Annotated in this window: 19 protein-coding genes; 7 read left to right on the forward strand and 12 right to left on the reverse strand. The window is 69.6% G+C overall.

The features are described 5' to 3' along the window. Positions 1 to 24 precede the first annotated feature (24 nt). The 3 genes from AP234_RS09585 to AP234_RS09595 form a co-directional block, all read right to left on the reverse strand. Positions 25 to 1,635: an MFS transporter gene (locus tag AP234_RS09585; RefSeq protein ID WP_055479204.1), complete on the reverse strand. Its 1,611-nt coding sequence runs from the start codon at positions 1,633 to 1,635 to the stop codon at positions 25 to 27. Positions 1,636 to 1,835: 200 nt separating this feature from the next. Beyond that, on the reverse strand, positions 1,836 to 4,169 hold the full coding sequence (locus AP234_RS09590; protein ID WP_055479205.1) for an extracellular catalytic domain type 1 short-chain-length polyhydroxyalkanoate depolymerase: 2,334 nt from the start codon (positions 4,167 to 4,169) through the stop codon (positions 1,836 to 1,838). 651 nt (positions 4,170 to 4,820) lie between these two features. After that, positions 4,821 to 5,498 (reverse strand): GntR family transcriptional regulator, encoded by a 678-nt coding sequence (locus AP234_RS09595; RefSeq protein WP_235558059.1) that lies wholly within the window; start codon positions 5,496 to 5,498, stop codon positions 4,821 to 4,823. A gap of 357 nt (positions 5,499 to 5,855) precedes the next feature. Between AP234_RS09595 and AP234_RS09605 the strand changes: the two genes are divergently transcribed. From AP234_RS09605 to AP234_RS09620, 4 genes are all read left to right on the forward strand, one after another. Continuing rightward, positions 5,856 to 7,031 (forward strand): acyl-CoA dehydrogenase family protein, encoded by a 1,176-nt coding sequence (locus AP234_RS09605; RefSeq protein ID WP_055479208.1) that lies wholly within the window; start codon positions 5,856 to 5,858, stop codon positions 7,029 to 7,031. Between the two features lie 370 nt (positions 7,032 to 7,401). Continuing rightward, positions 7,402 to 8,700: an extracellular solute-binding protein gene (locus AP234_RS09610; RefSeq protein ID WP_063842830.1), complete on the forward strand. Its 1,299-nt coding sequence runs from the start codon at positions 7,402 to 7,404 to the stop codon at positions 8,698 to 8,700. A gap of 98 nt (positions 8,701 to 8,798) precedes the next feature. After that, a complete protein-coding gene (locus AP234_RS09615) occupies positions 8,799 to 9,683 on the forward strand; it encodes a carbohydrate ABC transporter permease (RefSeq protein WP_152990332.1) in 885 nt (294 codons plus the stop codon). Beyond that, positions 9,680 to 10,510: a carbohydrate ABC transporter permease gene (locus AP234_RS09620; protein WP_055479211.1), complete on the forward strand. Its 831-nt coding sequence runs from the start codon at positions 9,680 to 9,682 to the stop codon at positions 10,508 to 10,510. Before AP234_RS09615 ends, AP234_RS09620 begins: the two co-directional genes overlap by 4 nt. Before the next feature lie 7 nt (positions 10,511 to 10,517). On the opposite strand, the gene AP234_RS34815 is transcribed toward AP234_RS09620, so the two are convergent. The 9 genes from AP234_RS34815 to AP234_RS09660 form a co-directional block, all read right to left on the reverse strand. Continuing rightward, complete coding sequence (locus AP234_RS34815; protein WP_235558060.1) at positions 10,518 to 10,667, reverse strand: hypothetical protein; 150 nt, start codon at positions 10,665 to 10,667, stop codon at positions 10,518 to 10,520. Next, on the reverse strand, positions 10,664 to 11,314 hold the full coding sequence (gene eda, locus AP234_RS09625; RefSeq protein ID WP_055479212.1) for a bifunctional 4-hydroxy-2-oxoglutarate aldolase/2-dehydro-3-deoxy-phosphogluconate aldolase: 651 nt from the start codon (positions 11,312 to 11,314) through the stop codon (positions 10,664 to 10,666). The genes AP234_RS34815 and eda overlap by 4 nt, the downstream gene beginning before the upstream one ends. A 24-nt stretch (positions 11,315 to 11,338) precedes the next feature. Next, positions 11,339 to 12,661, reverse strand: a complete 1,323-nt coding sequence (locus tag AP234_RS09630) for an FGGY family carbohydrate kinase (RefSeq protein WP_055479213.1) — start codon at positions 12,659 to 12,661, stop codon at positions 11,339 to 11,341. After that, complete coding sequence (locus AP234_RS09635; RefSeq protein WP_055479214.1) at positions 12,658 to 13,641, reverse strand: 1-phosphofructokinase family hexose kinase; 984 nt, start codon at positions 13,639 to 13,641, stop codon at positions 12,658 to 12,660. Before AP234_RS09635 ends, AP234_RS09630 begins: the two co-directional genes overlap by 4 nt. 4 nt (positions 13,642 to 13,645) lie before the next feature. Continuing rightward, complete coding sequence (locus tag AP234_RS09640; RefSeq protein WP_055479215.1) at positions 13,646 to 14,596, reverse strand: sugar phosphate isomerase/epimerase family protein; 951 nt, start codon at positions 14,594 to 14,596, stop codon at positions 13,646 to 13,648. A gap of 207 nt (positions 14,597 to 14,803) precedes the next feature. Beyond that, positions 14,804 to 15,844, reverse strand: a complete 1,041-nt coding sequence (locus AP234_RS09645) for an ABC transporter permease (RefSeq protein WP_055479216.1) — start codon at positions 15,842 to 15,844, stop codon at positions 14,804 to 14,806. A gap of 2 nt (positions 15,845 to 15,846) precedes the next feature. After that, on the reverse strand, positions 15,847 to 17,394 hold the full coding sequence (locus AP234_RS09650) for a sugar ABC transporter ATP-binding protein (RefSeq protein ID WP_055479217.1): 1,548 nt from the start codon (positions 17,392 to 17,394) through the stop codon (positions 15,847 to 15,849). Between the two features lie 18 nt (positions 17,395 to 17,412). After that, positions 17,413 to 18,498, reverse strand: coding sequence for a sugar ABC transporter substrate-binding protein (locus AP234_RS09655; protein ID WP_055479218.1), 1,086 nt, complete (start codon positions 18,496 to 18,498; stop codon positions 17,413 to 17,415). 61 nt (positions 18,499 to 18,559) lie between these two features. Further along, a complete protein-coding gene (locus tag AP234_RS09660; protein ID WP_055479219.1) occupies positions 18,560 to 19,327 on the reverse strand; it encodes a DeoR/GlpR family DNA-binding transcription regulator in 768 nt (255 codons plus the stop codon). Between the two features lie 357 nt (positions 19,328 to 19,684). On the opposite strand from AP234_RS09660, the gene AP234_RS09665 reads away from it, so the two are divergent. The 3 genes from AP234_RS09665 to AP234_RS09675 are packed head-to-tail and all read left to right on the forward strand — an operon-like array spanning position 19,685 to position 21,892. After that, positions 19,685 to 20,266, forward strand: coding sequence for a glucose-6-phosphate isomerase family protein (locus AP234_RS09665; RefSeq protein WP_200926318.1), 582 nt, complete (start codon positions 19,685 to 19,687; stop codon positions 20,264 to 20,266). Beyond that, positions 20,253 to 20,957 carry a deoxyribose-phosphate aldolase gene (gene deoC, locus AP234_RS09670; RefSeq protein ID WP_055479220.1) on the forward strand — a complete coding sequence of 235 codons (705 nt, stop codon included), beginning with the start codon at positions 20,253 to 20,255 and terminating at the stop codon, positions 20,955 to 20,957. Before AP234_RS09665 ends, deoC begins: the two co-directional genes overlap by 14 nt. Further along, positions 20,954 to 21,892 (forward strand): hypothetical protein, encoded by a 939-nt coding sequence (locus AP234_RS09675; RefSeq protein ID WP_200926320.1) that lies wholly within the window; start codon positions 20,954 to 20,956, stop codon positions 21,890 to 21,892. The genes deoC and AP234_RS09675 overlap by 4 nt, the downstream gene beginning before the upstream one ends. The last annotated feature ends 1 nt before the right edge of the window (position 21,893 follow it).

Here is a 21,893-nt window from a genome sequence, read left to right on the forward strand (position 1 = left end):
GGTCGCCGCGGTGATCCTTGGCATCTACACCTCCAGGTCGCGACCTCCAGTATCGGCCGTGGCCGACGCTTGCGGGTGCGGCTCCTCTCCGGCCACCGTACGGGGCAGGAGCAGGGTGGCGGCCACCCCGACCAGCAGCGCCAGCGCCGTGGTGATCGTGACCGTACGGGTCGCCTCGGCGGCGCTTCGGACCGCGGCGGTGTGGATCGCGGGATCACGCAGTCCGGGGATGGCGGCACCGGCGCTGTCGGAGACCACGCGGGCCACGCTCGTACGGATGCCCTCGGGCCGGTCGGCCAGGTTGCGCTCGACGGCCGAGCCGAGACCGGCCACCAGCACCCCGCCGAGGACGGCGACCCCCAGCGCGGCGCCGAGTTGGCGGATCGTGCTCTGCATCGCGGAGGCCTGTCCCGACTGCCGGGCCGGCACGTCGGCCATGAGGACGCTGGTGAGCTGGGCGGTGGCGAAGCCGATGCCGGTGCCGTACACGACCAGCCACGGCACGAGTGGCCACGCGCTCATGCCGGGTGTCAGGGACATTCCGATCCCCGCCGCGCCCACGGCCTCCAGCGAGAGGCCGACCCGGACGATCACCCGGCTGGACCACTTCTTCGACAGCTCCGGAACCATGCCGCCGGCGAGGAACGTCCCCAGGGCGAGCGTCGCGATGACGAGCCCGGCCTGGAACGCGCTGTATCCGAGCGCGGACTGCAGGAACAGCGGCAGCACCAGGATCATGCCGAACTCGCCGAGTGAGACGATCAGCGCCGCGACCGAGCCGTACCGGAAGCTCGGCAGTTGGAACAGCGTCAGATCGATCAGCACGGGTCGCCCGGCCCGTGCCCGCCGGAGTTCCAGCAGCACCAGGGCGACCAGCGCCAGCAGGCCGATGCCCAGGGCGAACGGCACCGGGGAGACGTCCTCGAACCGCAGGCCGAGCACGTGGGCGGGCCGCAGGGGGTCGAGCCAGCCGTACCGCTGGCCCTCGATCAGGGCGAAGACCACGCCGGTGGTGCCGAGCACGGCCAGCGCGACGCCGGGCAGGTCGGTGCCGGCGGCGTGATCGTCTCTGGAGTCGGGTACGCGCAGCGCACCGAGCAGCACCAGCGCGCCGATGGGCAGGTTGACCCAGAACGCGGCGCGCCAGCCGTGCTCGGTGACCAGCCAGCCGCCGAGCAGGGGGCCGACCGCGGCCATGCCACCGATGATCGATCCCCAGACCGCGAAGGCGATCGTGCGCTGTCTACCGAGGTAGATCGAGTTGATGATGGCGAGGGTCATCGGGACCGCCATCGCGGCTCCCGCGCCCTGGATCGCCCGCACCCCGATCAACATGGGGCCGCTCACCGAGAGCGCCGCCAGCACGCTCGCCAGCAGGAAGACCGTGATGCCCCAGGCGAACAGCCGCCGCCTGCCGTGCAGGTCGCCCAGCCGGCCCAGCGGGATGAGCAGGGCGGCGAACATCAGGGAGTAGATGGAGTTGATCCACTCCACATCGGTGGCGCCGAGCCCGAGGTCGGCGAGGATCGCCGGGACGGCGACGTTCACGATCGTCGCGTCGATGACGACCATCGATACGCCCACCGCGAGCACGGCCAGCGGCAACCAACTTTGGCGTGGGTTTGGCGACGGCATGTCGCGAACTATAGCAACATAGTGTCGCCAAACACCGTGTCGCTGAACGTCGCGTCACCGATCACGTGCCGCCACCCCGGTGTCGCCGATCACCGGGGGTGCCGAACACGGTCGCCGACTTCACGCAGAAGGGCACCCCCGCCCGTGGGCGAGGGTGCCCGGATGTCGGCTCCCTCCTGGGATCAGGGGTGTGTCATCGGTCAGGACCCGCTACACGTCAGCGAGGGCGTGGCGGGGGAGCCGCTGCCGATGAACCCGAAGGTGGTGGTGCCGTTGGCCGCGACGTTGCCGTTCCAGGACTCGTTGCGCACGGTGACGGACGAGCCGGAGCCGGAGTGAAGGCCTCCCCACAGCTGGGTGATGCCCTGGGAACCGGTCCAGTTCCAGTTCACCGTCCAGCTTCTGATCGCCGAGTCGCCGGCGCGTACCGAGACCTCGGACTGGAATCCGCCGGGCCAGGAGTTCACCGTGCGCATGGTCGCGGTGCATCCCCCGTCATTGGGTGTCGGCGTGGGTGTCGGTGTCGGTGTCGGTGTCGGTGTCGGTGTCGGGGTCGGGGTCGGCGTGGGGGTCGGGGTGGGAGTGGGTGTCGGTGTCGGGGTGGGGGTGGGCGTGGGGGTGGGCCGCGGTGTGGCGGCGTTGAGTGCGTTCAGGACCGAGGTGTAGGCGGGCTTCTTGTTGCCGTTGCCGTCGAACAGCAGCGGGGTCTGGCTGGAGCGCCAGGAGTCGCTGTCGCGGACGCCCCACACGGTGATGCCGACGCAGCGGGAGACGGCCAGGCAGTCGTTGACGATGTTGGCGTAGGTGGTGGGCGAGGCGCCTTCCACGTCCAGCTCGGTGATGGCCACGTCGACGCCGAGGGCGGCGAAGCTCTGCAGCGTGGTGCGGAAGTTGGGGTTGTAGGCGCTGCCGCTGTTGAAGTGGCCCTGCAGACCCACGCAGTCGATCGGCACGCCGCGCTGCTTGAAGTCCTTGACCATGTTGTAGACGCCCTGGGTCTTGGCCCAGGTCCAGTTGTCGATGTTGTAGTCGTTGTAGCAGAGCTTGGCGGCCGGGTCGGCGGCGCGCGCGGTGCGGAAGGCGACCTCGATCCAGTCGTTGCCGGTGCGCTGGAGGTTGGAGTCGCGGCGGCCGCCGGTGCCGTCGTCGAAGGCCTCGTTGACGACGTCCCACTGGTAGATCTTGCCCTTGTAGTGGGCCATGACGCCGTTGATGTGGTTGATCATGGCCTGGCGCAGCGCGCTGCCGGACAGGGATTGCATCCAGCCGGGCTGCTGGGAGTGCCAGGCCAGGGTGTGGCCGCGGACCTGCTTGCCGTTCTGCACGGCCCAGTTGTAGACGCGGTCGGCCTGGGTGAAGTTGAACTGGCCCTGCTGGGGCTCGGTGGCGTCGATCTTCATCTCGTTCTCGGCCGTCACCATGTTGAACTCACGGTTCGCGATCGTGGTGTAGGTCGAGTCGCTCAGCTTGTTCGCGCTGATCGCGGTGCCGAAATACCGCCCGCTGCGAGCGGCCGCCGCGCCCAGCGTCGTACCCGGCTGGTCGGACGGCGAGGGAGTCGGCGTGGGGGTGGGTGTCGGGGTCGGGGTGGGCGTGCCCGATCCGGTGCTCTTCAGGCCGAGGAAGTCGATGGCGTAAGCGATCATGCCGTTGAGCGGCAGCGAATGCCCCTGACCCGAGACGCTGACGCCCTCGACCGGGGCCGTGGTGCTGTTGCTGCCGTAGCGGGTGCGGGTCCAGCCGGAGGACGGCGAGTCGTTGGACACCGGCGACTGGCTGATGCCGTGGAGGTTCGTCCACTGCTTGATCTCTTCGCCGAAGTTGTTGTAGTTCAGCGTGCTGTCGGTACTCCCGTGCCACAGCTGCATCCGCGGATACGTGCCGTTGTAGCCCGGGTACATCGAGCGGGCCAGGTCGCCCCACTGCTGGGCGGTCTTGCTGACCTGGCCGTTGGCGCACTGACTGTTCCAGGTGGAGCCGTCGTTGGTGGCGAAACAGCCGGCCGGTACGCCCATGAACGCCGAGCCCGCCTTGAACACGTCCGGATACTCGGCCGCCATGACGTTGGTCATCATGGCGCCTGAGGAGACCCCGCTGACGAAGATCCGGTCGGGGTCGACGTTGTACCTCGACCTGGCGTAGTCGACCATCGACATGATGCCGACCGGGTCGCTGCCGCCGCCCCGCTTCAGCGCCTGCGGCGAATACACGTCGAAGCACTGTCCGCTACGCGTGGCCTCGGGGAACACGATGACGTATCCGTACTGGTCCGCGGCCGTGACGTAGTCGCGGAAGTACCCGTTGAACAGGGCGGACGCGGTTCCCGTGCAGTAGTGGATGGCGACCAGCAGGGCCGGACGGCCGGCCACCCGGTCCGGAACGTACATGTACATGTTCAGGTTGCTGGGATTGTTGCCGAAGTTCGTGACGCGGGTCAGCGAGGCCGCCGCGCTCGGCTGGGCGCCGAGCGTCACGATTACGGCGGCCAGCGGAATCATCGCCGCGGCCACCAGGGCGGATAAAAGCCGTTTCACGTTGGACGATCCCTCCTCATGGGCTGCGATCCGGCCGTCGTGACCAAGCCGGCGGAGGAGCGTGGTGCTCTGGGAACGGCAGTCGAGCTGCTCCGCCGGTCGGATGCAGGGGGTTGGAATATTTCGGATGATGCACGAAAGCTTTCAGGGCGGCAAGGGTTCCCGTGTAGGCGCAAGAAAGTGAATCGGTCTGCTGCGCAGGGTGATATTTGCAGCTAAATGAACCCGTCCGCGGCGAACTTCGCGAGAAGCTCGTGGAGCGATCGTCGGTCATCAAGATCTAGAGGGTCGGTGTGACGCGGGTGATGAGTAAGTGCTCTATCACTCCACGGTAAGGCCCATCAGTGAAACTTTCGGAGGAATTTCGAGAGTTATCGAGACGTCGGCGGATGCCGGGGTTCGCCGTACGAGCCTCGCGATCGAGAGCCGGGCACCGGGGGCACGTGTCCGATGATCCGGTCAGTGGGGTCACCACCGGGCCGATAGGCTGACCGCATGCCCGCCTCCCCCTGTGGCCGTCGATCCGCGAGCTGGTCGGGCCCACTCGCCGGGCTCTGATCTTCGACGGTTCGCCGGCCGTGCTGGCACCCGTACGGCGGCCGGCGGAGATGGAGATCGTGCCGACGTTCTAGGCGTTGATGATGGTCAGCGTCATATCTGCCGTTCCGTAATGAACTCGCGGAGCGTCGCGACGGTGCCGTCACGATGTTCGTTGAGCCGACGCACCAGTTCGTCGGCGTCGCGGGCACGGACCGCCTCAATGATGCCGAGATGTTCCTGGTCGACCCGGTCCCGGTTGCTCTCCTCGCTGTAGTAGCGGGAGCGGTAGACATCCGTGGCATCCCACAGGATGTTCAGGAACCGCAGCAGGCGCGGCATCCCGGCTGCCTCGAACAACGTGAAGTGGAACAGCCGGTTGGCGGCGGCCATCGCGGTGATGTCGTGAATCCGGGAGCTCCGTACGACCTCGGCGTGTGCCTCCTCCAGCCTCGTCACGTCCTCGTCGGTGATTCCGCCGAGGGTCTGGCGGATCGCCTCCTCCTCCAGGATCCGCCGGAGCCGGTAGACCTCGAGGAAGTCCTCAAGGGCGAGCTCGGCCACCACGTACCCGCGCCTGGGCCGGTAGGTCACCTGGCCCTCGCCTTCGAGGATCTTCAGTGCCTCTCTGATCGGAACCCTGCTGACGCCGAGTTGCTCGGCCAGCGTGTCCTGCCTGATCGGAGCTCCCGGGGCGAGCTTGCCCGTCAGGATCGCCCTGCGTACCTGTGACAGGACGTATTGTTGCGTCGTCTGAGGCGGTCTGGCCTCGATGTCCATGGTCCAACCCACTCTGTGGTTCCGCCTGATCTTGCCGTCCATCATGACAAGGCGCACGCTCGGCGAGGCCGTTCAGTTCGGTCGCGTCCCCCTCGACCGGCACCGGATCGGCGATGCGGCCGGGCTGGATCCTACCGAGGTCGTGGAAGCCGAACAGGACTTTGGAGACTTAATATTGGATCCAAAATAAATTTTCGGTCTCGAAGCCTTGCGGATGGTCGGAAAGGTGGCCGACGATCAGGGCTGTCCCGCCGCTGCTCGGGCCGCACACCGGACAGGTGCCGGCCGAGCTCGACCTGTCCCCGGAAGAGATCCGCCGACTGGAGACGGACGGCGTGGTCCACCAGACCCCATGGAAGGTGCGAACCCGTGACGAAGCCCGACCCCCACGACTTCCTCGCCGTCGACCAGGACCTCACAGAGGACGAGCGGGCCATCCGCGACGCCGTGCGCGAGTACGGCGCCGCCGAGTTGCTTGCGCACGTCGCCGACTGGTTCGAGGCCGGCACCATCCCGGGCATCCGCGACGTGGCCAAGGGACTCGGCGCACTCGGCCTCCTCGGCATGCATCTGGAGGGGTACGGCTGCGCCGGCACGAACGCGGTGAGCTACGGGCTGGCCTGTCGCGAACTGGAGGCGATCGACAGCGGGCTGCGCAGCTTCGTCTCCGTGCAGGGCTCTCTCGCGATGACCGCCGTCCACCGCTTCGGCAGTGAGGAGCAGCGGCAGGAGTGGCTGCCGAGGATGGCGTCGGGCGAGGCCATCGGCTGTTTCGGCCTGACCGAGCCGGATTCGGGCAGCGACCCCGGTTCGATGCGTACCCGGGCGCGCCGCGACGGATCCGACTGGGTGCTGAACGGCACCAAGATGTGGATCACCAACGGGTCGGTGGCGGATGTCGCGGTCGTCTGGGCGGCCACCGACGAGGGCATCCGTGGCTTCGTCGTGCCCGCCGGCACTCCCGGATTCTCCGCTCCGGAGATCCACAAGAAGCTGTCTCTGCGCGCGTCCATCACATCCGAGCTCGTCCTGGACGACGTACGGCTGCCCCGGGATGCCGTGCTTCCCGAAGCCGAAGGACTGAAGGCGCCGCTGTCGTGCCTGTCCGAGGCACGCTACGGCATCGTCTGGGGGGCCGCGGGCGCCGCGCGCTCCTGTTACGAGTCGGCGCTCGACTACACCATGTCGCGGGTGCAGTTCGGCCGATCGATCTCGTCGTTCCAGCTCACCCAGCGCAAGCTCGCCGACATGCTCGTGGACGTCAACCACGCCATGATGACGGCTCTGCGCATCGGCAGGCTCAAGGACGAAGGCCGGGTGCACCACTCGCAGATCAGTTTCGGCAAGCTCGCCAACGTCCGTGCCGCTCAACGTGTCGCCGCCACCGCGAGGGGGATGCACGGCGCCAGCGGAATCACGCTGGAGTATCCGGTGATGCGGCACATGGTGAACCTGGAGTCGGTCGCCACCTACGAGGGCACCGAGGAGGTGCACGCCCTCACCCTCGGCCGGGCCCTGACCGGCAGTTCGGCGTTCAGGTCCTAGCGCGCGGCCGGAGTGTCGTGACGCGCGGACGGAGAACACCGGCGCACCCCGGCGTGTCGTATCCACCTGCCGGGACCGAGACCGCGACCCGCTGGCACGGCCGCTCGAGGGAGTGATCCGAATCGGCGTGGCCACGACAGAACAGATTCAGGCGGGCCCGACGCCCTGAGCGGCACTGCGAGGGGGGCCCGCTTCCGCCCCCTGCCCGCCGTGCCAAGTTCCCGCGAAGAAAGCGTTGACCATCCGCCCGTATGTAAGTAATTTTCAGTCAACGCAGCGTGCTTGCATGATTTTTACCGCCATGCGAGGGTGTCCGAAGGCCGCCCACCAACGCCGAATCCGAAGTGGCTACGGGCCGAAAGGAAGTCTCATGACGAGAAGGTGGATCTCGGGGGCGATCGGGGTGCTCGCGCTGGCGCTGGCGGCGTGCGCGCCCGGCGGCGGCGCGTCGGGCCAGGGCGACGACGCGGGCGCCGGCGCCGACAAGGTCACGTTGAGCCTGTGGTCGTGGCGGGTGGAGGACGTCAAGGCGTACGAGAAGATCCTCGCCAAGTTCGAGGAGTCGCATCCGAAGATCCACGTCGAGTTCAAGCCGTTCCAGGCCACCGAGTACAACAACATCCTGGCCACGGGTCTGTCCGGCACCGGCGGGCCCGACGTCGCCCAGTTGCGGGCGTACGGCGGGCTTCAGCCGCTGGTCGAGGCGGGCCAGCTGGTGCCGCTCGACGGCAAGGTGGAGGCGCTGTCCGGCTTCGACGGCAAACTGCTGGAGGGCGCCAAGGGCTACCGCGACGGCAAGATCTACGGAGTGCCGTTCGCCTACCAGACCCTCCAGGTGCTCTACAACAAGAAGCTCTTCGGCGACCACGGCATCCGGCCCCCCGCCACCTGGGACGAGATGATCGCGGCGGCCGACAAGCTGAAGGCGGCCGGGATCACGCCGTTCGCCGTAGCGGCCGGGCCCGACGCCACCTGGACGCTGCCGATCGTCCACGAGATCTTCGGCAACGCCCGCTACGGCGGCACCGCGTTCCGGGACGCGGTGCTCCGCGGTGAGAAGAAGTTCACCGACCCCGACTTCACGGCCTCGATCAAGCTGATCGAGGACCTGAAGCCGTACTTCCCCAAGGACGTGGTGGCCGTCAAGATCCCCGACGTGCAGGCGCTGTTCGTCAGCGGGAAGGCCGCGATGTACCCGACGGGCACCTTCGACCTGGCGCCGGTGCTCAAGGCCGATCCGAGCCTGGAGATCGGCGTCTTCCAGGTGCCGCCGCCGCCCGGCTCCCCGGTGACCACGCCCGTCACGCCGGGCTGGGCCGACGGCTCGTTCGGGGTCAACGCCAAGTCGGCCCACCAGGCCGAGGCGCTCGAACTGGTCAAATGGATGGCGACGCCGGAGTTCGGGCAGCTCTACGCGAACGAGCTGAAACAGCTGTCGGCCGTCCCCGGGGTCACGCCGTCCGACCCGCTGCTGGCCGAGATGGCCGGGAACTACGCCGCGAACGGCGCGCCGTACATGCTGCTCGTCGACTTCCGGTACGGCCAGCCGAACGGCGACGCGGTCTTCCGTGACGAGCTGCAGAAGATGCTCACCGGCCAGGCCGAACCGAAGGCGGTCGCCGAGAGCGTGCGGAAGGGCGTCGAGCAGTGGTTCAAGCCGGGAAACTGAGCGCTCGGCCACGCCGCCAGGCGGACGGACAGCGCGGGGCGAACGGACCTCGCGCGGCACGTGCCGGCACCGGTCGCCGGTACGTGCCGCGGTGGCGCGTGCTGGCAGTCTTCCTGCTGCCCGCGCTGCTGCTCTACTCGGTCTTCATCATCTATCCGCTGGTCACCGCGCTCAACTACAGCTTCTTCGAGTGGCGCGGGATCCGGCAGGTGGGGTTCGCCGGGCTCGACAACTACCGGGATCTGTTCGGCGTCTACCCCTACGACCAGCAGCTGTGGCGGGCGTTCTGGCACAACGGGCTGTTCTTCGCGGGCACCATGCTGATCCAGAACACGGTCGGGCTGCTCTTCGCCCTCCTGCTGTTCAGGTACCGCCGCGGCAAGCGATTTCTGCAGGCCGCGTTCACCACCCCCTACCTGGTGGACCCGCTGGTCGTCGGCTACCTGTGGAGTCTGCTGCTCAACCCGACGTTCGGTCCGGTCAACGCGCTGCTCGAGGCGGTCGGACTGGACTCGTGGGCGCTGCCCTGGCTCGGCGACACGCGTACGGCACTGCCGATCGTCATCGTGGTCAACGCGTGGCAGTGGGTGGGCTTCCCCATGCTGCTGTTCTCCGCCGCGCTCGCCGGCATCCCGGCCGAATACCACGAGGCGGCCCGGGTCGACGGGGCCTCGGCCTGGCAGACGTTCCGACGGGTGACGCTGCCGCTGCTCACCCCGGCCATCGGCGTGGTGAGCGTGCTGACGTTCATCGGCAACTTCAACGCCTTCGGCCTGATCTACGCGATGGCCGGGTCGACCGGGTCCCCGGCGGGCTCGACCGACGTGCTCGGTCTGCTGTTCTACCGGGTCGCGTTCGTCGAAGGCGGCGTGGAGGCGATCGGGCGGTCGTCGGCGCTCGCCGTGCTGATGTTCGTGTTCATCTTCGGGGTCTCGCTGCTCGCCACCGCGTATTTCCGCCGCCGCGAAAGGATGCTGGTGTGACGGCCGGGCGTCGTGCTCCGGGCCGGGTGGCCGTCCACCTGCTGCTGTGGGGGTACGCGGTCGTCGCGCTGCTGCCGCTGGTCGTCATGCTGCTCAACTCGCTGCGGCCGACGAGCGAGATCTTCACCGCTCCACTGGGGCTGCCGGCATCCCCCACCCTGCACAGTTACGGCCGGGTGTGGACGGAGGCGTCGTTCAGCACGTACTTCCTGAACTCGCTGGTCGTCACCTGCGGCGCGGTGCTGCTCGGCACGGCGGTCTCCGCGCTGGCGGCCTATCCGCTGGCCCGTCACGACTTCTTCGGCAGCCGGGTGCTCGGGGCGTACTTCCTGGCCGGGCTCATGCTGCCGATCCGGCTGGGCCTGGTGCCGATCTTCTACCTCATGGACTCCATGGGGTTGATCGACTCGCTGCTCGGGATCACGCTCCTGTACGCCGCATCCGGGGTGCCGTTCTGCGTCTTCGTGCTGTCGGCGTTCTACCGCTCCCTGCCCGGCGAACTCGACGAGGCGGCCAGGCTCGACGGGGCAGGCGACTTCCGGATCTTCGGGCAGATCATGCTGCCGCTGGTGCGGCCCGCGCTGGCGTCGGTGATGCTGTTCCAGTTCGTGCCGCTGTGGCATGAGTTCCTCTACCCGCTGGTGCTGCTGCGCTCGGACGAGAAGTTCACGATCCCGCGCGGGCTGTCGCAGTTCTTCGGCGAGTACACCACCGACTGGTCGGCGCTGTTCGCCGGGCTGGTCCTCGCCACGGCGCCGCTGTTCGTGCTGTTCGTCCTGGCGACCAAGCAGATCATCGCGGGGCTGACCGCCGGCATGAGCAAATAGCCGGCGGTCAGCCCGACCAGGCGGCGAGCCGCCTGTCCGCCTCCCGCTGGATCAGGTCCTTGTCGGCGACGATCACCGCGTCGGGCGGGTCGGGTGTCGCGGAGTTGACGTTGGGCGGCAGCGTGCGGTGCTCGAGCGCCGGCACAATCTTGATCAACCCGGCCATTCCGGCGGCGTCGGCGTGGCCGATGTTGTCTGGACGCTCGCCGCGACAAGGTCGGCGATGAGTCCGAAATCGCCTGCGGCCATCGCCGCGCGGGGCACCATCCAACTGCCGCCCACGGCGAGTACGGACGGCAGCGCGAGGTAGTCGGGAGCCGAGGCCGCGTCGATCCCACCGGTCGGTACGAAAGAGACCTGGCCGAAGGGCGCCGACAACGCGGACAATGCCGACACGCCGCCGGAACTGCCCGCCGGAAAGAACTTGAGCACGGAGATGCCCGCTTCGAGGGCGGCCATGATCTCGGTGGCCGTGGTCGCCCCCGGCAGGACGAAAACGCCGAGCTCACGGCAGCGGCGTACGATCGCCGGGCTGAACCCGGGCGACACGATGAAACGGGCGCCGGCCTCCACGGCGGCGTCCACCTGCTCGACGGTGATCACGGTTCCGGCGCCGACCGTGACGCCGCCGTGTGCGGCCATCCGGGCGATCGCGGCGGCCGCGGCCGGCGTGCGGAAGGTGACCTCCGCGATCGGCAGGCCGCCTTCGACGAGTGCGTCGGCGAGCGGCGCGGCGGATTCCGCCTCGTCGAGAACCACGACGGGGACGAGACGATGCCGGCCCAGCGTTTCGGGCGTGACCATGATGTTCCTCTCTGGGAGTCGACTCTAGGAATCGACGGTGATCAGGTGCGCCGGGACGTCGGCCTCGCCGGTGACGCCGAGTTGGGCGAGCGCGGCGACCCCGAGGACGGTGGCCTCGGGTTCGACGACGAAGCGCAGCCGGCGCTCGGTCGCTTCCTGGCGCAGGCGGCGCCAGGTGTCCCAGCCGGTCGCGACGCCGGCCACGGTGACGTCGGCGATCTCGGTCTCGCCGAGGCGGCCGAGCCGCGTGGTCGTGGTCTCGGCCTCGACGGCGAGGCCCTTGAGCAGGCTGGCCATCGCATGGCCGCGGGTGACGTCCATGGGCATGGCGGCGAGCCTGGCGCTGCGACGGTCGGCGTCGATCGACGCGGGTTCGACCTCGGCCATGACCTGGGCGAGCTCCGCCCACATGACCGCGTCGTCGACACCGGGATAGAGCAGGTCGCGCCAGGCCTGGTAGTACCGGCCGGAGGGGGTGGCGCGGTGCAGGAAACGCAGGCCGCCCGAGACGAACAGGCCGGTGTCGATGCCGGGCTCGACCTCGTCGGGCAGCCGGTCGAGCAGCAGCACCTGGGCTTCGGACGTGCCGGCCGAGACGTACACGTCACCGGCCCGTCGTACGCCCGACCCGAACGCGCCGCACATGTGGTCGTGCCCGCCCGCGACCACGGGCACGCCGGCCGGCAGCACCCCGGCGCCGGAGGTACGGCCGACCACGGTGCCGCTGTCGACCAGGTCGGGCAGCGCCAACGTGGTCAGGCCGATCTCGGGCAGCGCGTCCTGCCACAGGGCTCCCGCGCGGACGTCGAGCAGCCCGGTGCGGGAGGAATGGGACACGTTGAGGAAGACCGGGGCGGCGGGGTCGCCGAGCAGGTCGCGGGCGACGAAGTCGGCGAGCGAGGTGAAGGTGCGGGCCGCGGCCAGCTCGTCGGGCATGTGGCGGGCCAGCCAGAGGAGCTTGAAGATCGAAAACGTCTCGTCCGTATCGGCCCACGGCGTGCCGCGGCCGTTCGACGCAGCCTTGGCCTCCCGGCCGTGACCCGCGAACCACGCGGGCACCGGCGCGGTCACCGAGCCGTCGTCGGCCAGGAGGACGACCTCCTCGCCGACGGAGCCGACGCAGACACCGGCCAGGCGGTCGGTCCGCACCGCGGGATCGGCCGTCAACCGCGCGAGCAGCTCGGCGACCGCCAGGGCGACCCGACCGGCGTCCCGGCGCCCACCCCAGGGATCGTCCTGGACGACGGTGGGCGCGTGGCGCAGCGCGACCAGGCGGCCGGCCTCGGCGTCGTAACAGCCGACCTTCGTCCGCGTGGTGCCGATGTCGATGCCGATGAACTGACTCACGCGGCCCCCACCCCCGGAGTGCGCCGGACCACGGTCACCCGCCCGCGCAGTTCCGCGACCAGCTCGGGGTCGACATCGGGCGCGAGCGCGGCGGCGTTGGCCGCGCCCATCGCCGATGCCAGCGCGAGCGCCGATGCCGGGCGCTCGCCCAAGCCCAGCGCGACCGCCAGGCCGGCCAGGAACGAGTCGCCCGAGCCGGTCGCGTTCACGGTCTCCACGGCCGGGCTGTCCGCGGCCAGTTCTTCGGCCGCGTCGACCCAGACCGCCCCTTTCGCGCCGACGGTCACCACGAAGGTCGCCCCGGTTTCGCCGTGCAGTCCGCGCATCGCCGCCGCCGCCGCTTCGCCGTCCGGCAGAGCACGGTCGAGCACGCCGCCGAGCTCGTGGATGTTGGGCTTGACGATCAGTGTGCCCTCCCTCAGCGGCCGGGCCCGGACGTCGTCGATGACCCGGGCGAGCGACTCGCCGTGCGCGTCGACGAGCGCGGTCGCCCCGTTCGCGAGCGCCAGGCGGGCGATCCCGGCGTGGAAGTCGGGCGCGCAGCCCGGCGGCAGGCTGCCCGTCGAGACGACCACGTCACCCGGGCGCACGAGGGCGGCGAGCTCGGCGGTGAGCCGTTCCTGCTCCAGGTCGGTCACGTGCGGCCCGCGTTCGTTGAACACGGTCGAGCGACCCGTGCTCTGCTCGATCACGACGGGCGTCACCCGGGTCTCGCCGGCGATCTCGACGTGCCGGTCGAGCACGCCGAGATCCTCGCAGCCCTGCCGGATCAGCCGGCCCACCGCGCCGCCGACGAAGCCGTGCGCCGTCACGGTCGCGCCGAGGCGACGCGCGCCCCTGCAGACGATCATGCCCTTGCCGCCGGCGAGGCTGTGCACCGCCGAGACCCGGTGGACCTCGTACGGCTGGAGCCTCGCCACGACCTGGAGCCGGTCGAGCGCCGGGTTGGGACAGACGACGTGCAGCGTGAAGTCCGGCATGGAACTACAGTGCCTCGATCTGGTAGAGAGCGCAGAGCTCCTCGTCGCTCGCGCCCAGCACCTCTTCCTCACGCTCGCGGAAGGTCTGGGCGGTGACGCGCACCAGCTCGTCGAGCCGTTCGGAGTCCGGCGGCAGGTTCATCGCGGCGTAGGGGTTGCCGCCCGCCCCGAGCGGCTCGGCCGAGCAGTAGTTGTCGCCGCGCTGGTAGCCGATGGCGTACAGCGCCATGATGACCACGTCGAGGTCCAGCAGGCCGTGCCCGAGGGCGCGCCGGTTGGTGTCGGCCAGATGCAGGTTCAGCATGCGGTGCCCGTGGTCGAGGATCGTCGCCCCGATGTGCAACTCGCCGCTGAGCATGTGGTAGAGGTCGCCGTTGATGTGCGCGATCGCCGGGTGGTCGACCAGGTCGAGCAGGCGCAGCGCCTGCTCGAACGTGTGCACCACGCTGGTCTCCTCGGGCCGGATGGGCTCGACGGCGCCGCGGATGCCCGCTGCGGCGAAGTCGTCGGCCACCAGCCGCATGGTCTGGGCCGAGCGCTCCGTCTCGTAGGAGTCGAACGGGGTGGGCCGGCCGACAGAGCCGGCGCCGAACAGCAGGTAGGAGCCGCCCACCGCCTTGGCGAACGTCGCCTGGCGCCGGAAGTATTCGATGGCGCGGGCCCGGACGTGCGGCAGGTTGTGCGCGAACTCCTGCTGCGGCGTCACCATCCCGCAGATGCCGGAGACGGTGATGCCGTGGTCGCCGAGCACCCGGAGGGTCTCCTCCGGCCGGTAGCCGAGGTCTTCCGAGTAGAGGTTGCCGTGCAGCTCGATGTAGCGCACGCCGTACTTCTCCAGCCGCGCCGCCGAGACCGCGAGATCCTCGGTGCCGAACCCCCAGTTGCTCCACCCCAGCTTGAGGCGCGGCTCGTCGGCTGCGTGGCCGCGCCGTGCCTCGATGAAGGCTCGGACCACGCGCTGGTCGTGAACTCGGAACGGTTGGGGCCTCATGGTGGTGCATCCGTCCTTTCTTCTGACGCGGCGAAGGCGCGTTCTGCTCTCGGATCGGCTCTCGGGTCGGGTTTCGTACGGCTCACGGGTCGGGTTTCGTACGGCTCTCGGGTCGGGTTTCGTACGGCTCTCGGTCGGGTGGTCTCGTACGGCTCCCGCGCGGGCCTCTGTTCAGGCTCGCGTGCGGGCGAGGAGCCGCCGGCGGAGGGAACTCAGGCTGAGATGTCGGAGATTGCCCTGGCGTGCCTGGTCGAACAGGGCGGCCAGGACGATGACCAGGCCGATGCTGAGCTGCTGCAGGAACGGCGACAGGGCCAGCAGGATGAACGCGTTGCGCAGCACGCCGAGCAGACAGGCGCCGAGGAAGGCGCCGACGATCGATCCGCGGCCGCCGGAGAGGCTGGCGCCGCCGATCACGGCCGCCGCGATGACGTCCAGCTCATATCCGGTTCCGGCCTGCGCCTCCGCCACGCCCACCTGGGTGGAGAAGATGATCCCCGCGAGGCCCGCCAGCGTGCCGATCAGCACGAACGTGAGGATTCGGGTGCGGGCCACCGGGATGCCGCCGGTACGCGCTGCCGCGTCGTTGTCGCCGATCGCCGTGACCCGCAGGCCGAAGATCGTCCGGGTGAGCAGGAGCTGGCCGATGATCACCAGTGCGATGAAGATGATGACGCTGACCGGGATGCCGCCGAGGACGCGACCCTGACCGATGAACGACAGCTCGGGCGGCATGGTCTGCGGCAGACCCCCGGTGATGAGCTGGGTGAGACCCCGCGCGATCGACAGCATGCCGAGGGTGACGATGAACGAGCTGACCCGCCCGATCACCACCACGGTGCCGACGGCGAGGCCGCACGCGGCTCCCACGCCGACGCCGACGGCCATCGCCACCCAGGGATCGGCTCCGCTGCCGTAGACCGAGCCGGCGGTGACCGCCGACAGCGCCAGCACCGAGCCGACCGAAAGGTCGATCTCCTTGGCGATCAGCACGAACGTCTGGCCGACGGCGATGACGCCGACCACCACGACCGTCTGCAGGACGTTGTAGAGGTTGTCCTTCCTCAGGAAACTGTCGTTGGCCAGGCTCACCAGCAGGCCGAGCACGATGATGACGCCGAGCAGGCCCGCTTCCTGGCGCTTGACGACCGACAGGGGGACGTCCATCCAGGAGCGCTTCCGGGCCCGCCCGGAGACGGTGGAGGCACTCATCTTCATCCTTCGGTTGAGCCCATGGCCGCGGCGACGATGGGCTGGGGTCCGGCGTTGTTGGGGGCGTCGAGGGCGATCCGCCCTCGACGGATGACGACGACACGGTCGGCGAGTTCGACGATCTCCTCGAGTTCGGAGGAGATGAACCACACCGCGAGTCCCTCCGTACGGGCGAGCTCCCGCAGCGTCGCGTAGATCTCGGCCTTGGTGCCGACGTCGACGCCACGGGTCGGTTCGTCCAGGATCAGGACCTTCGGTTTGGCGGCGAGGGCCCGCGCGAGCAGCACCTTCTGCTGGTTGCCGCCGGACAGTGAGGTGATGAGCGCGCCGGTCGAGGCGGTTTTGACGCCGAATCGCCGGGTGAGCTCGCGGGCCTTCGCATCGGCACGGCGGGGAGAGACCCAGCCCAGTCTGCCCAGGGTCGACAGGATTCGTACGGTGAGGTTGTAGCCGACGCTCTGGGAGTGGAACACCTCGGTGCGGCGCTCCTCTGCGACGTAGGCGATGCCGAACTTCTGGGCCCGTCCCGGCCCGGAGATCCGCACCCGGCGGCCGCCGACGCTGATGCTCCCGCGCGCGACCGGGCGCACCCCGATGACCGCCTCGGCGATCTCGGTGCGGCCCGCGCCGACGAGCCCGGCCATGCCGACGATCTCACCGCGGCGCACGGTGAAGTCGATGTCGGTGAAGCCCTCGCCGGTCAGACCGTTGAGATCGAGCGCGACCTCGGCCTGCTCGGCGGTGCCCCGGCGGTCGGCCATGACCTCCGCGACGACCGCGCGCTTGCGATCGCCGGCCATCAGGGCGACGGCGCGCTTCTCGTCGATCTCATCGGGTGGACCGGCCGCCACGAACGTGCCGTCCCTCAGCACGATCACGTGGTCGACGATCGAGTAGACCTCCGCCAGGCGGTGGCTGACCAGCACGACCGCGACGCCGTCGCGGCGCAGCCGCTTCACCACCGCGAACAGCCGCTCGGACTCCTCGTGGGTGAGGCTGGAGTTGGGTTCGTCGAGGAAGAGGACCTTGGGCCGGCGCGACAGCGCCCGCACGATGTCGACCATCTGGCGCGCGGCGGCCGACAGCTCCCGGCACGGCGTCGACGGGTCGGGCAGATAGTCGGTCATCTGCAGCCGGTCGAGCAGTTCACGCGCCCGTTGGACGTTGTCCTTCCGGCGTGCGATGGCGTAGCCGGGGCGCTCGCCGAGGTCATAGAGGAAGAGGTTGTCGGCGACGGTCAGTTCGCTGATGAGCAGCGGCTCCTGGTGGACGACGACGACACCGGCGGCGATCGCCTCGAGGGGCGAACCGAAGCCGACGTCCTCGCCGTCGAGCCGGAGCCGGCCGCTGTCGGGCTGCATCTCCCCGGAGCACAGGCGGATGAGGGTGGACTTGCCGGCGCCGTTCTCACCGAGGAGCCCGGTGACCTGGCCGGCCGGGAAGGCGAGCGACACGTCGCGCAGCGCCTTGACGGCGCCGAACGACTTCGCCAGGCCGACGACCGAGAGGGCCGCCGGCCCGGCGTTGCCAACCTGGGCAGAGGTCGTCATGGAGTGAGGATCTTTCCGTCAGGAGGTGCCCAGCGTGCCGAGCGGCAACGCCGACGGGTCGTGCTGTGCCAGGTTCTCCTTGGTGACGAAGGGGGCGTTGGCCTCCTGCGTCACCGAGTCGGGGTTCTTGCCCGTCACGGCCGCGTTGAACAGCTCGATCGCCACGTTGTACCCCTGTCCGAAGGCGTCCTGGCCGATCACGCCGTACATCGACCCGTTCTTGATCGCGTCGATGTTCTCCTTGGTGATGTCGAAGCCGATCACCTTGACCGTGTCCTGCTTGCCCGCGGCGGCGACCGCCTGGGCGGCGCCGAAGGGGCCTCCCGCGGTGGCGTAGATGCCGACGAGGTCGGTGTTGGACTGCAGGAAGTTCTGTGCCGCGGTGAAGGTGTTCGACGCGGAGTCCTTGGCCTCGACGCCCTCGCCCACCGGCGTCAGGTTCGAGCCCTTGAGCCCGTCGATGAAGCCCTTGCGCCGCTGCTCGGAGCCGGGGGCGGTGAACTGGCTGACGATGATGCCCACCTTGCCGGCCTTGCCGCCGGTGGCCTTGATCATCTCTTCGGCCGCGGTCTGGCCCGCCTTGTACTGCTCCTGGGCGTAGTTGACGGTGCCGCCGGAGTCGGCGACGCAGTCGAAGAGGGTGTTGTAGGCGCCCATCTTGACGCCCTTGGCGGACAGGTTCTTGATGTCGGCGCAGTTGCCCTCTCCGGCGATGAAGAACCCGATGCCCTTGTATCCCTGGGACTCGGCGCCGCGGATGGCACTGGAGACCGTCTGGACGTCGATGTTGTCTCCGGCGACGATCCAGTCGACCTTGCCGTTCCGAGAGGAGAGCACGCCGTCGGCGTAGTCGGCGCCGGCCTTCACCGAGACCCAGTAGGGGTTGTTGGCGAAACCGATCATGGCGATCTTGGTCTCGGCGTCCGGCTTCTGGTCGGTCGGGACGGGCCGGCCCTCGATCGGCTGGCTGGCCGCGCTGTCGGCGGCCGCGCCGGCGTTGCCGCCGTCGCCGTTGTCGGAGCCGCAGGCCGTCGCGAACAGTGTGGCGGCCAGCAGCGCGGCGGTGCCGCCGGCGAGAGTCCTGAGTCGGGGGCGTGATCTCATGTTTCCTCCAAGGTGACGCCTGGGGGCGGGAGTGGCCGGAAGCGGCCGTCGTCGGGTGAAGTCAGGTGTCGACAAGCCGGACCTCCGTGCCGTGCGCGCGCAGGTCCTCGACCGTCGCGTCGTCGATTCCGCTGTCGGTGACGATGAGGTCGATGTCCTCGATCGCGCCGTACCGGCAGGTGGCCTGCATGCCGAACTTGGTGTGGTCGGTCATGAGCACCGTCTTGTTCGCCGAGGCGAGGATCGCCGCCTTGACCGCGGCCTCGCCGGGGTCGGGCGTCGACAGCCCCCACACGCCGTCGACGGCGTTGGCGCCGACGAACGCGACGTCGAAGCGCAGCCGGCCGAGGCGCTCGAGCGCCCAGGTGTCGACCTCGGCGTAGCTGGCCGGGCGCACCCGGCCGCCGATGGTCATGACCGTAGAGCACGCCAGGTCGGCCAGTTCGAGCGCGATCTGCAGGGCGTTGGTGACGATGAGCAGGTCGCCACGGCCGGGGAGAAGCCGGGCGAGGTGACCGGTGGTCGACCCGGCCTCAATGAAGATCGCGCCATAGGGCGGGATCTCGGCGGCGGCGGCGCGCGCGATGGCGGCCTTCTCCTCGCGCCGCTCGGATATGCGGCTGGAGACGCGTCCCTCGACGGCCGATTTCGCGCCGGCGACCGCGCCGCCGCGTACGCGGCGCAGGGCCCCCGACTCCTCCAGCGCGGACAGGTCGCGCCGGATGGTCTCGACGTTGACGGCGAAGCGGCTCGACAGCTCGGTCGCGTCCACCCGTCCCACGGAGCGCAGGAGGTCGACGATTTCCCGACGGCGGGCCGACACGTCCATCGCGACTGCTCCTTTCGTCGAGCGCTGTGGGTTCCCACGCCCTTGACCACGTCTTACGTGGCAAGACATCCAATTCGAGGAGCAACACTACATGTGGCGGGGGAGATGTCAACGGGTGTGCTTCCAAACGTTACACAGGCAACATGGTCGCGGTCGCATCGCCCACCGTTCGATTCGGACACGAAGCTATAGATGGGCAGATAGATCCAGCATGGCGGGTGCGCCTGTCGGGATCTTCTGGAGCGTCGCTACATATGATCGGCGTGCGGTCGGCCGAGGATGACAAGCTTTTGTAATTCTGCTACAACGATGATGAGAAGTGCGCAGTCCGCGCTACCGGCGAGAAGAAGGAGCAGGGTGTCCGAGCCGCTGCCAGGACCGGGTCTGGTCATCACACCGGAAGGGTTGAGGGGCCGCACCGGCCGTTACGAGAAGAGGCTGTCCGATCTCGACGGCCTGTTCGCCGACGCCGAGGCGTTCGCGGCACGACTGGAGCGTGAAGCCGACCGGGTGATCTACCACGTCGACGAGTTCCGTCCCTCGACCGAGACAGGCGACCTCATCACCGGCATCTCCACGCTGTCGCCCGGCCGTGTCGGCGCGGAGTTCCACATGACCCGCGGTCACATCCACGCCAAGCACGACCGCACCGAGATCTACCACTGTCTGTCCGGCCACGGGCTGATGCTGATGGAGACCCTCGACGGCCAGACCGTCGTGACCGAGCTGCGCCCCGGCGTCGTCGCCTACGTCCCGCCGGTCCACATCCACCGCAGCGTCAACGTCGGCGACGAGGACCTGGTCACCCTGTTCTGCTATCCGGCGGACGCGGGCCAGGACTACGAGATCATCGCCCGTTCCAGGGGCATGCGGCACCATGTGGTCGCCGAGGCCGGGGGCTGGCGGCTTGAGGAGAACCCCGGTTATGTCCCCCGTTGAGCTCACCGGGCACGCGCTGGCCCGCATGGTCGACATCAGCGCGGTACAGGCCCGGCACGGGCGTGCCGACGTGGTCGAGCTGGCCCGCCACGCACTGGCCGGCGACTTCATCGCCGCGCATGTGCTGCCCTCCTGGCTGCCCGTGCTGCGCGCGTTGCTCGACGGGTCGACCACGAACGCCGGATCGCCCGTGGGCTTCCCCTCCGGCGGCTCGGCCACCGAGGTGAAGGTCGCCGAGGCCCGTTGGCTGCTCGACGCCGGCGTGCAGGAGATGGACGTCGTCATGAACATCGGACTGGTCCGGTCCGGCGAGACGGCCGCGGCCACGCGCGACGTCGCCGCCGTGCTCGCCGCGGTCGGCGGCCGGGTGCCGGTCAAGGTGATCCTCGAGGTCGGCCTGCTGGACGAGCGCCAGATCCGTGAGGCCGCGCGTGCGGCGGTCGAAGCGGGCGCGGAATCGCTGAAGACCGGCACGGGCTGGCAGGGCGTGGCGACCACCCCCGAGCATGTTCGCCTGATCCGCGAGGTCGCCGGGGACCGGGAGATCAAAGCCTCCGGCGGCATCCGGTCGCTGGAGCAGGTACGGGCACTGCTCGACGCCGGTGCGACCAGGTTCGGCATCAACACCGCTCACGCCGTACGGCTGGTCGCCGAAGCGAGCGGGGCCGAGACGGGAGGGGGTGGGCGGTGACCCTCGGTGATCTGCGGCCGGCCGAGCGGCCGACCATGTACTTCATCGGCGTCACCACCGGCTCGTCGGCGATCCACCGAGTGTTCGCCGCGTGGCGTCCCCTGCTGGGCCTGGAGGACGTCGACCTGGTGGGCGTCGACATCCCCGTCGGGGCCGAGCCGGAGGCCTACCGCCGCGTCGTCGAGCACCTGCGCGACGACCCGCTGTCGCGCGGCGCGCTGGTGACCACGCACAAGCTCGACCTGTACGCCGCCTGCCGCGGCCTGCTGCGGCGGGTCGACGACGATGCCGCCCGGCTGCACGAGGTCAGCGCCCTGGTGGCACGCGACGGCCGGATCGACGGGTTGGCGCTCGACACGATCACCAGCAAGCTGTCGCTGCACGCCATCGTCCCGCGGCTGGCCGGCCGTGACGTGCTCGTCATGGGCGCCGGCGGCGCGGCCCTCGCACTGTGCGACTACTTCGCCCATCGGGCCGCCGACGAAGCGCCGGGGCGGGTCGTCGTCACCGATATCGCCGAGGACCGGCTCGCCGCCATCGCCGCCGCGACGGAGGGCGGCGACGGCGAGATCACTTGGCGGATGCATCACCTCGGGCATGGTGAGGCGCACGACGCGCTGCTGGCCGACCTCGCTCCGGGCGCGCTCGTCGTCAACGCCACCGGCATGGGCAAGGACCGTCCCGGTTCGCCGCTCAGCGACGCGGCCGTCTTCCCGCGCGGCGCCTACGTCTGGGACTTCAACTACCGGGGGGAGCTCGGGTTCCTGCGGCGGGCACGCGCCAGGGCGGAGGCCGACGGGCTCACGATCGAAGACGGCTGGCGCTACTTCGTGCACGGCTGGACGCGGGTGATCGACGCCGTCTTCGACCTCGACATCCCCACCTCGGGGCCGGGCTTCGAGCGGCTGTACACGGCCGCACTGGAGGTCCGGTGAC

The organism is Sphaerimonospora mesophila (assembly GCF_001417795.1).
Lineage (GTDB): Bacteria > Actinomycetota > Actinomycetes > Streptosporangiales > Streptosporangiaceae > Sphaerimonospora > Sphaerimonospora mesophila.

What these genes read in the sequence shown, in the direction of transcription:
- AP234_RS09585 (WP_055479204.1), bottom strand. Translation starts at nt 1,635, where the DNA reads ATGCCGTCGCCAAACCCACGCCAAAGTTGGTTGCCGCTGGCCGTGCTC.
- AP234_RS09655 (WP_055479218.1), bottom strand. Translation starts at nt 18,498, where the DNA reads ATGAGATCACGCCCCCGACTCAGGACTCTCGCCGGCGGCACCGCCGCG.
- AP234_RS09610 (WP_063842830.1), top strand. Translation starts at nt 7,402, where the DNA reads ATGACGAGAAGGTGGATCTCGGGGGCGATCGGGGTGCTCGCGCTGGCG.
- eda (WP_055479212.1), bottom strand. Translation starts at nt 11,314, where the DNA reads ATGGTCACGCCCGAAACGCTGGGCCGGCATCGTCTCGTCCCCGTCGTG.
- AP234_RS09660 (WP_055479219.1), bottom strand. Translation starts at nt 19,327, where the DNA reads ATGGACGTGTCGGCCCGCCGTCGGGAAATCGTCGACCTCCTGCGCTCC.
- AP234_RS09635 (WP_055479214.1), bottom strand. Translation starts at nt 13,641, where the DNA reads ATGCCGGACTTCACGCTGCACGTCGTCTGTCCCAACCCGGCGCTCGAC.
- AP234_RS09650 (WP_055479217.1), bottom strand. Translation starts at nt 17,394, where the DNA reads ATGACGACCTCTGCCCAGGTTGGCAACGCCGGGCCGGCGGCCCTCTCG.
- AP234_RS09645 (WP_055479216.1), bottom strand. Translation starts at nt 15,844, where the DNA reads ATGAGTGCCTCCACCGTCTCCGGGCGGGCCCGGAAGCGCTCCTGGATG.
- deoC (WP_055479220.1), top strand. Translation starts at nt 20,253, where the DNA reads ATGTCCCCCGTTGAGCTCACCGGGCACGCGCTGGCCCGCATGGTCGAC.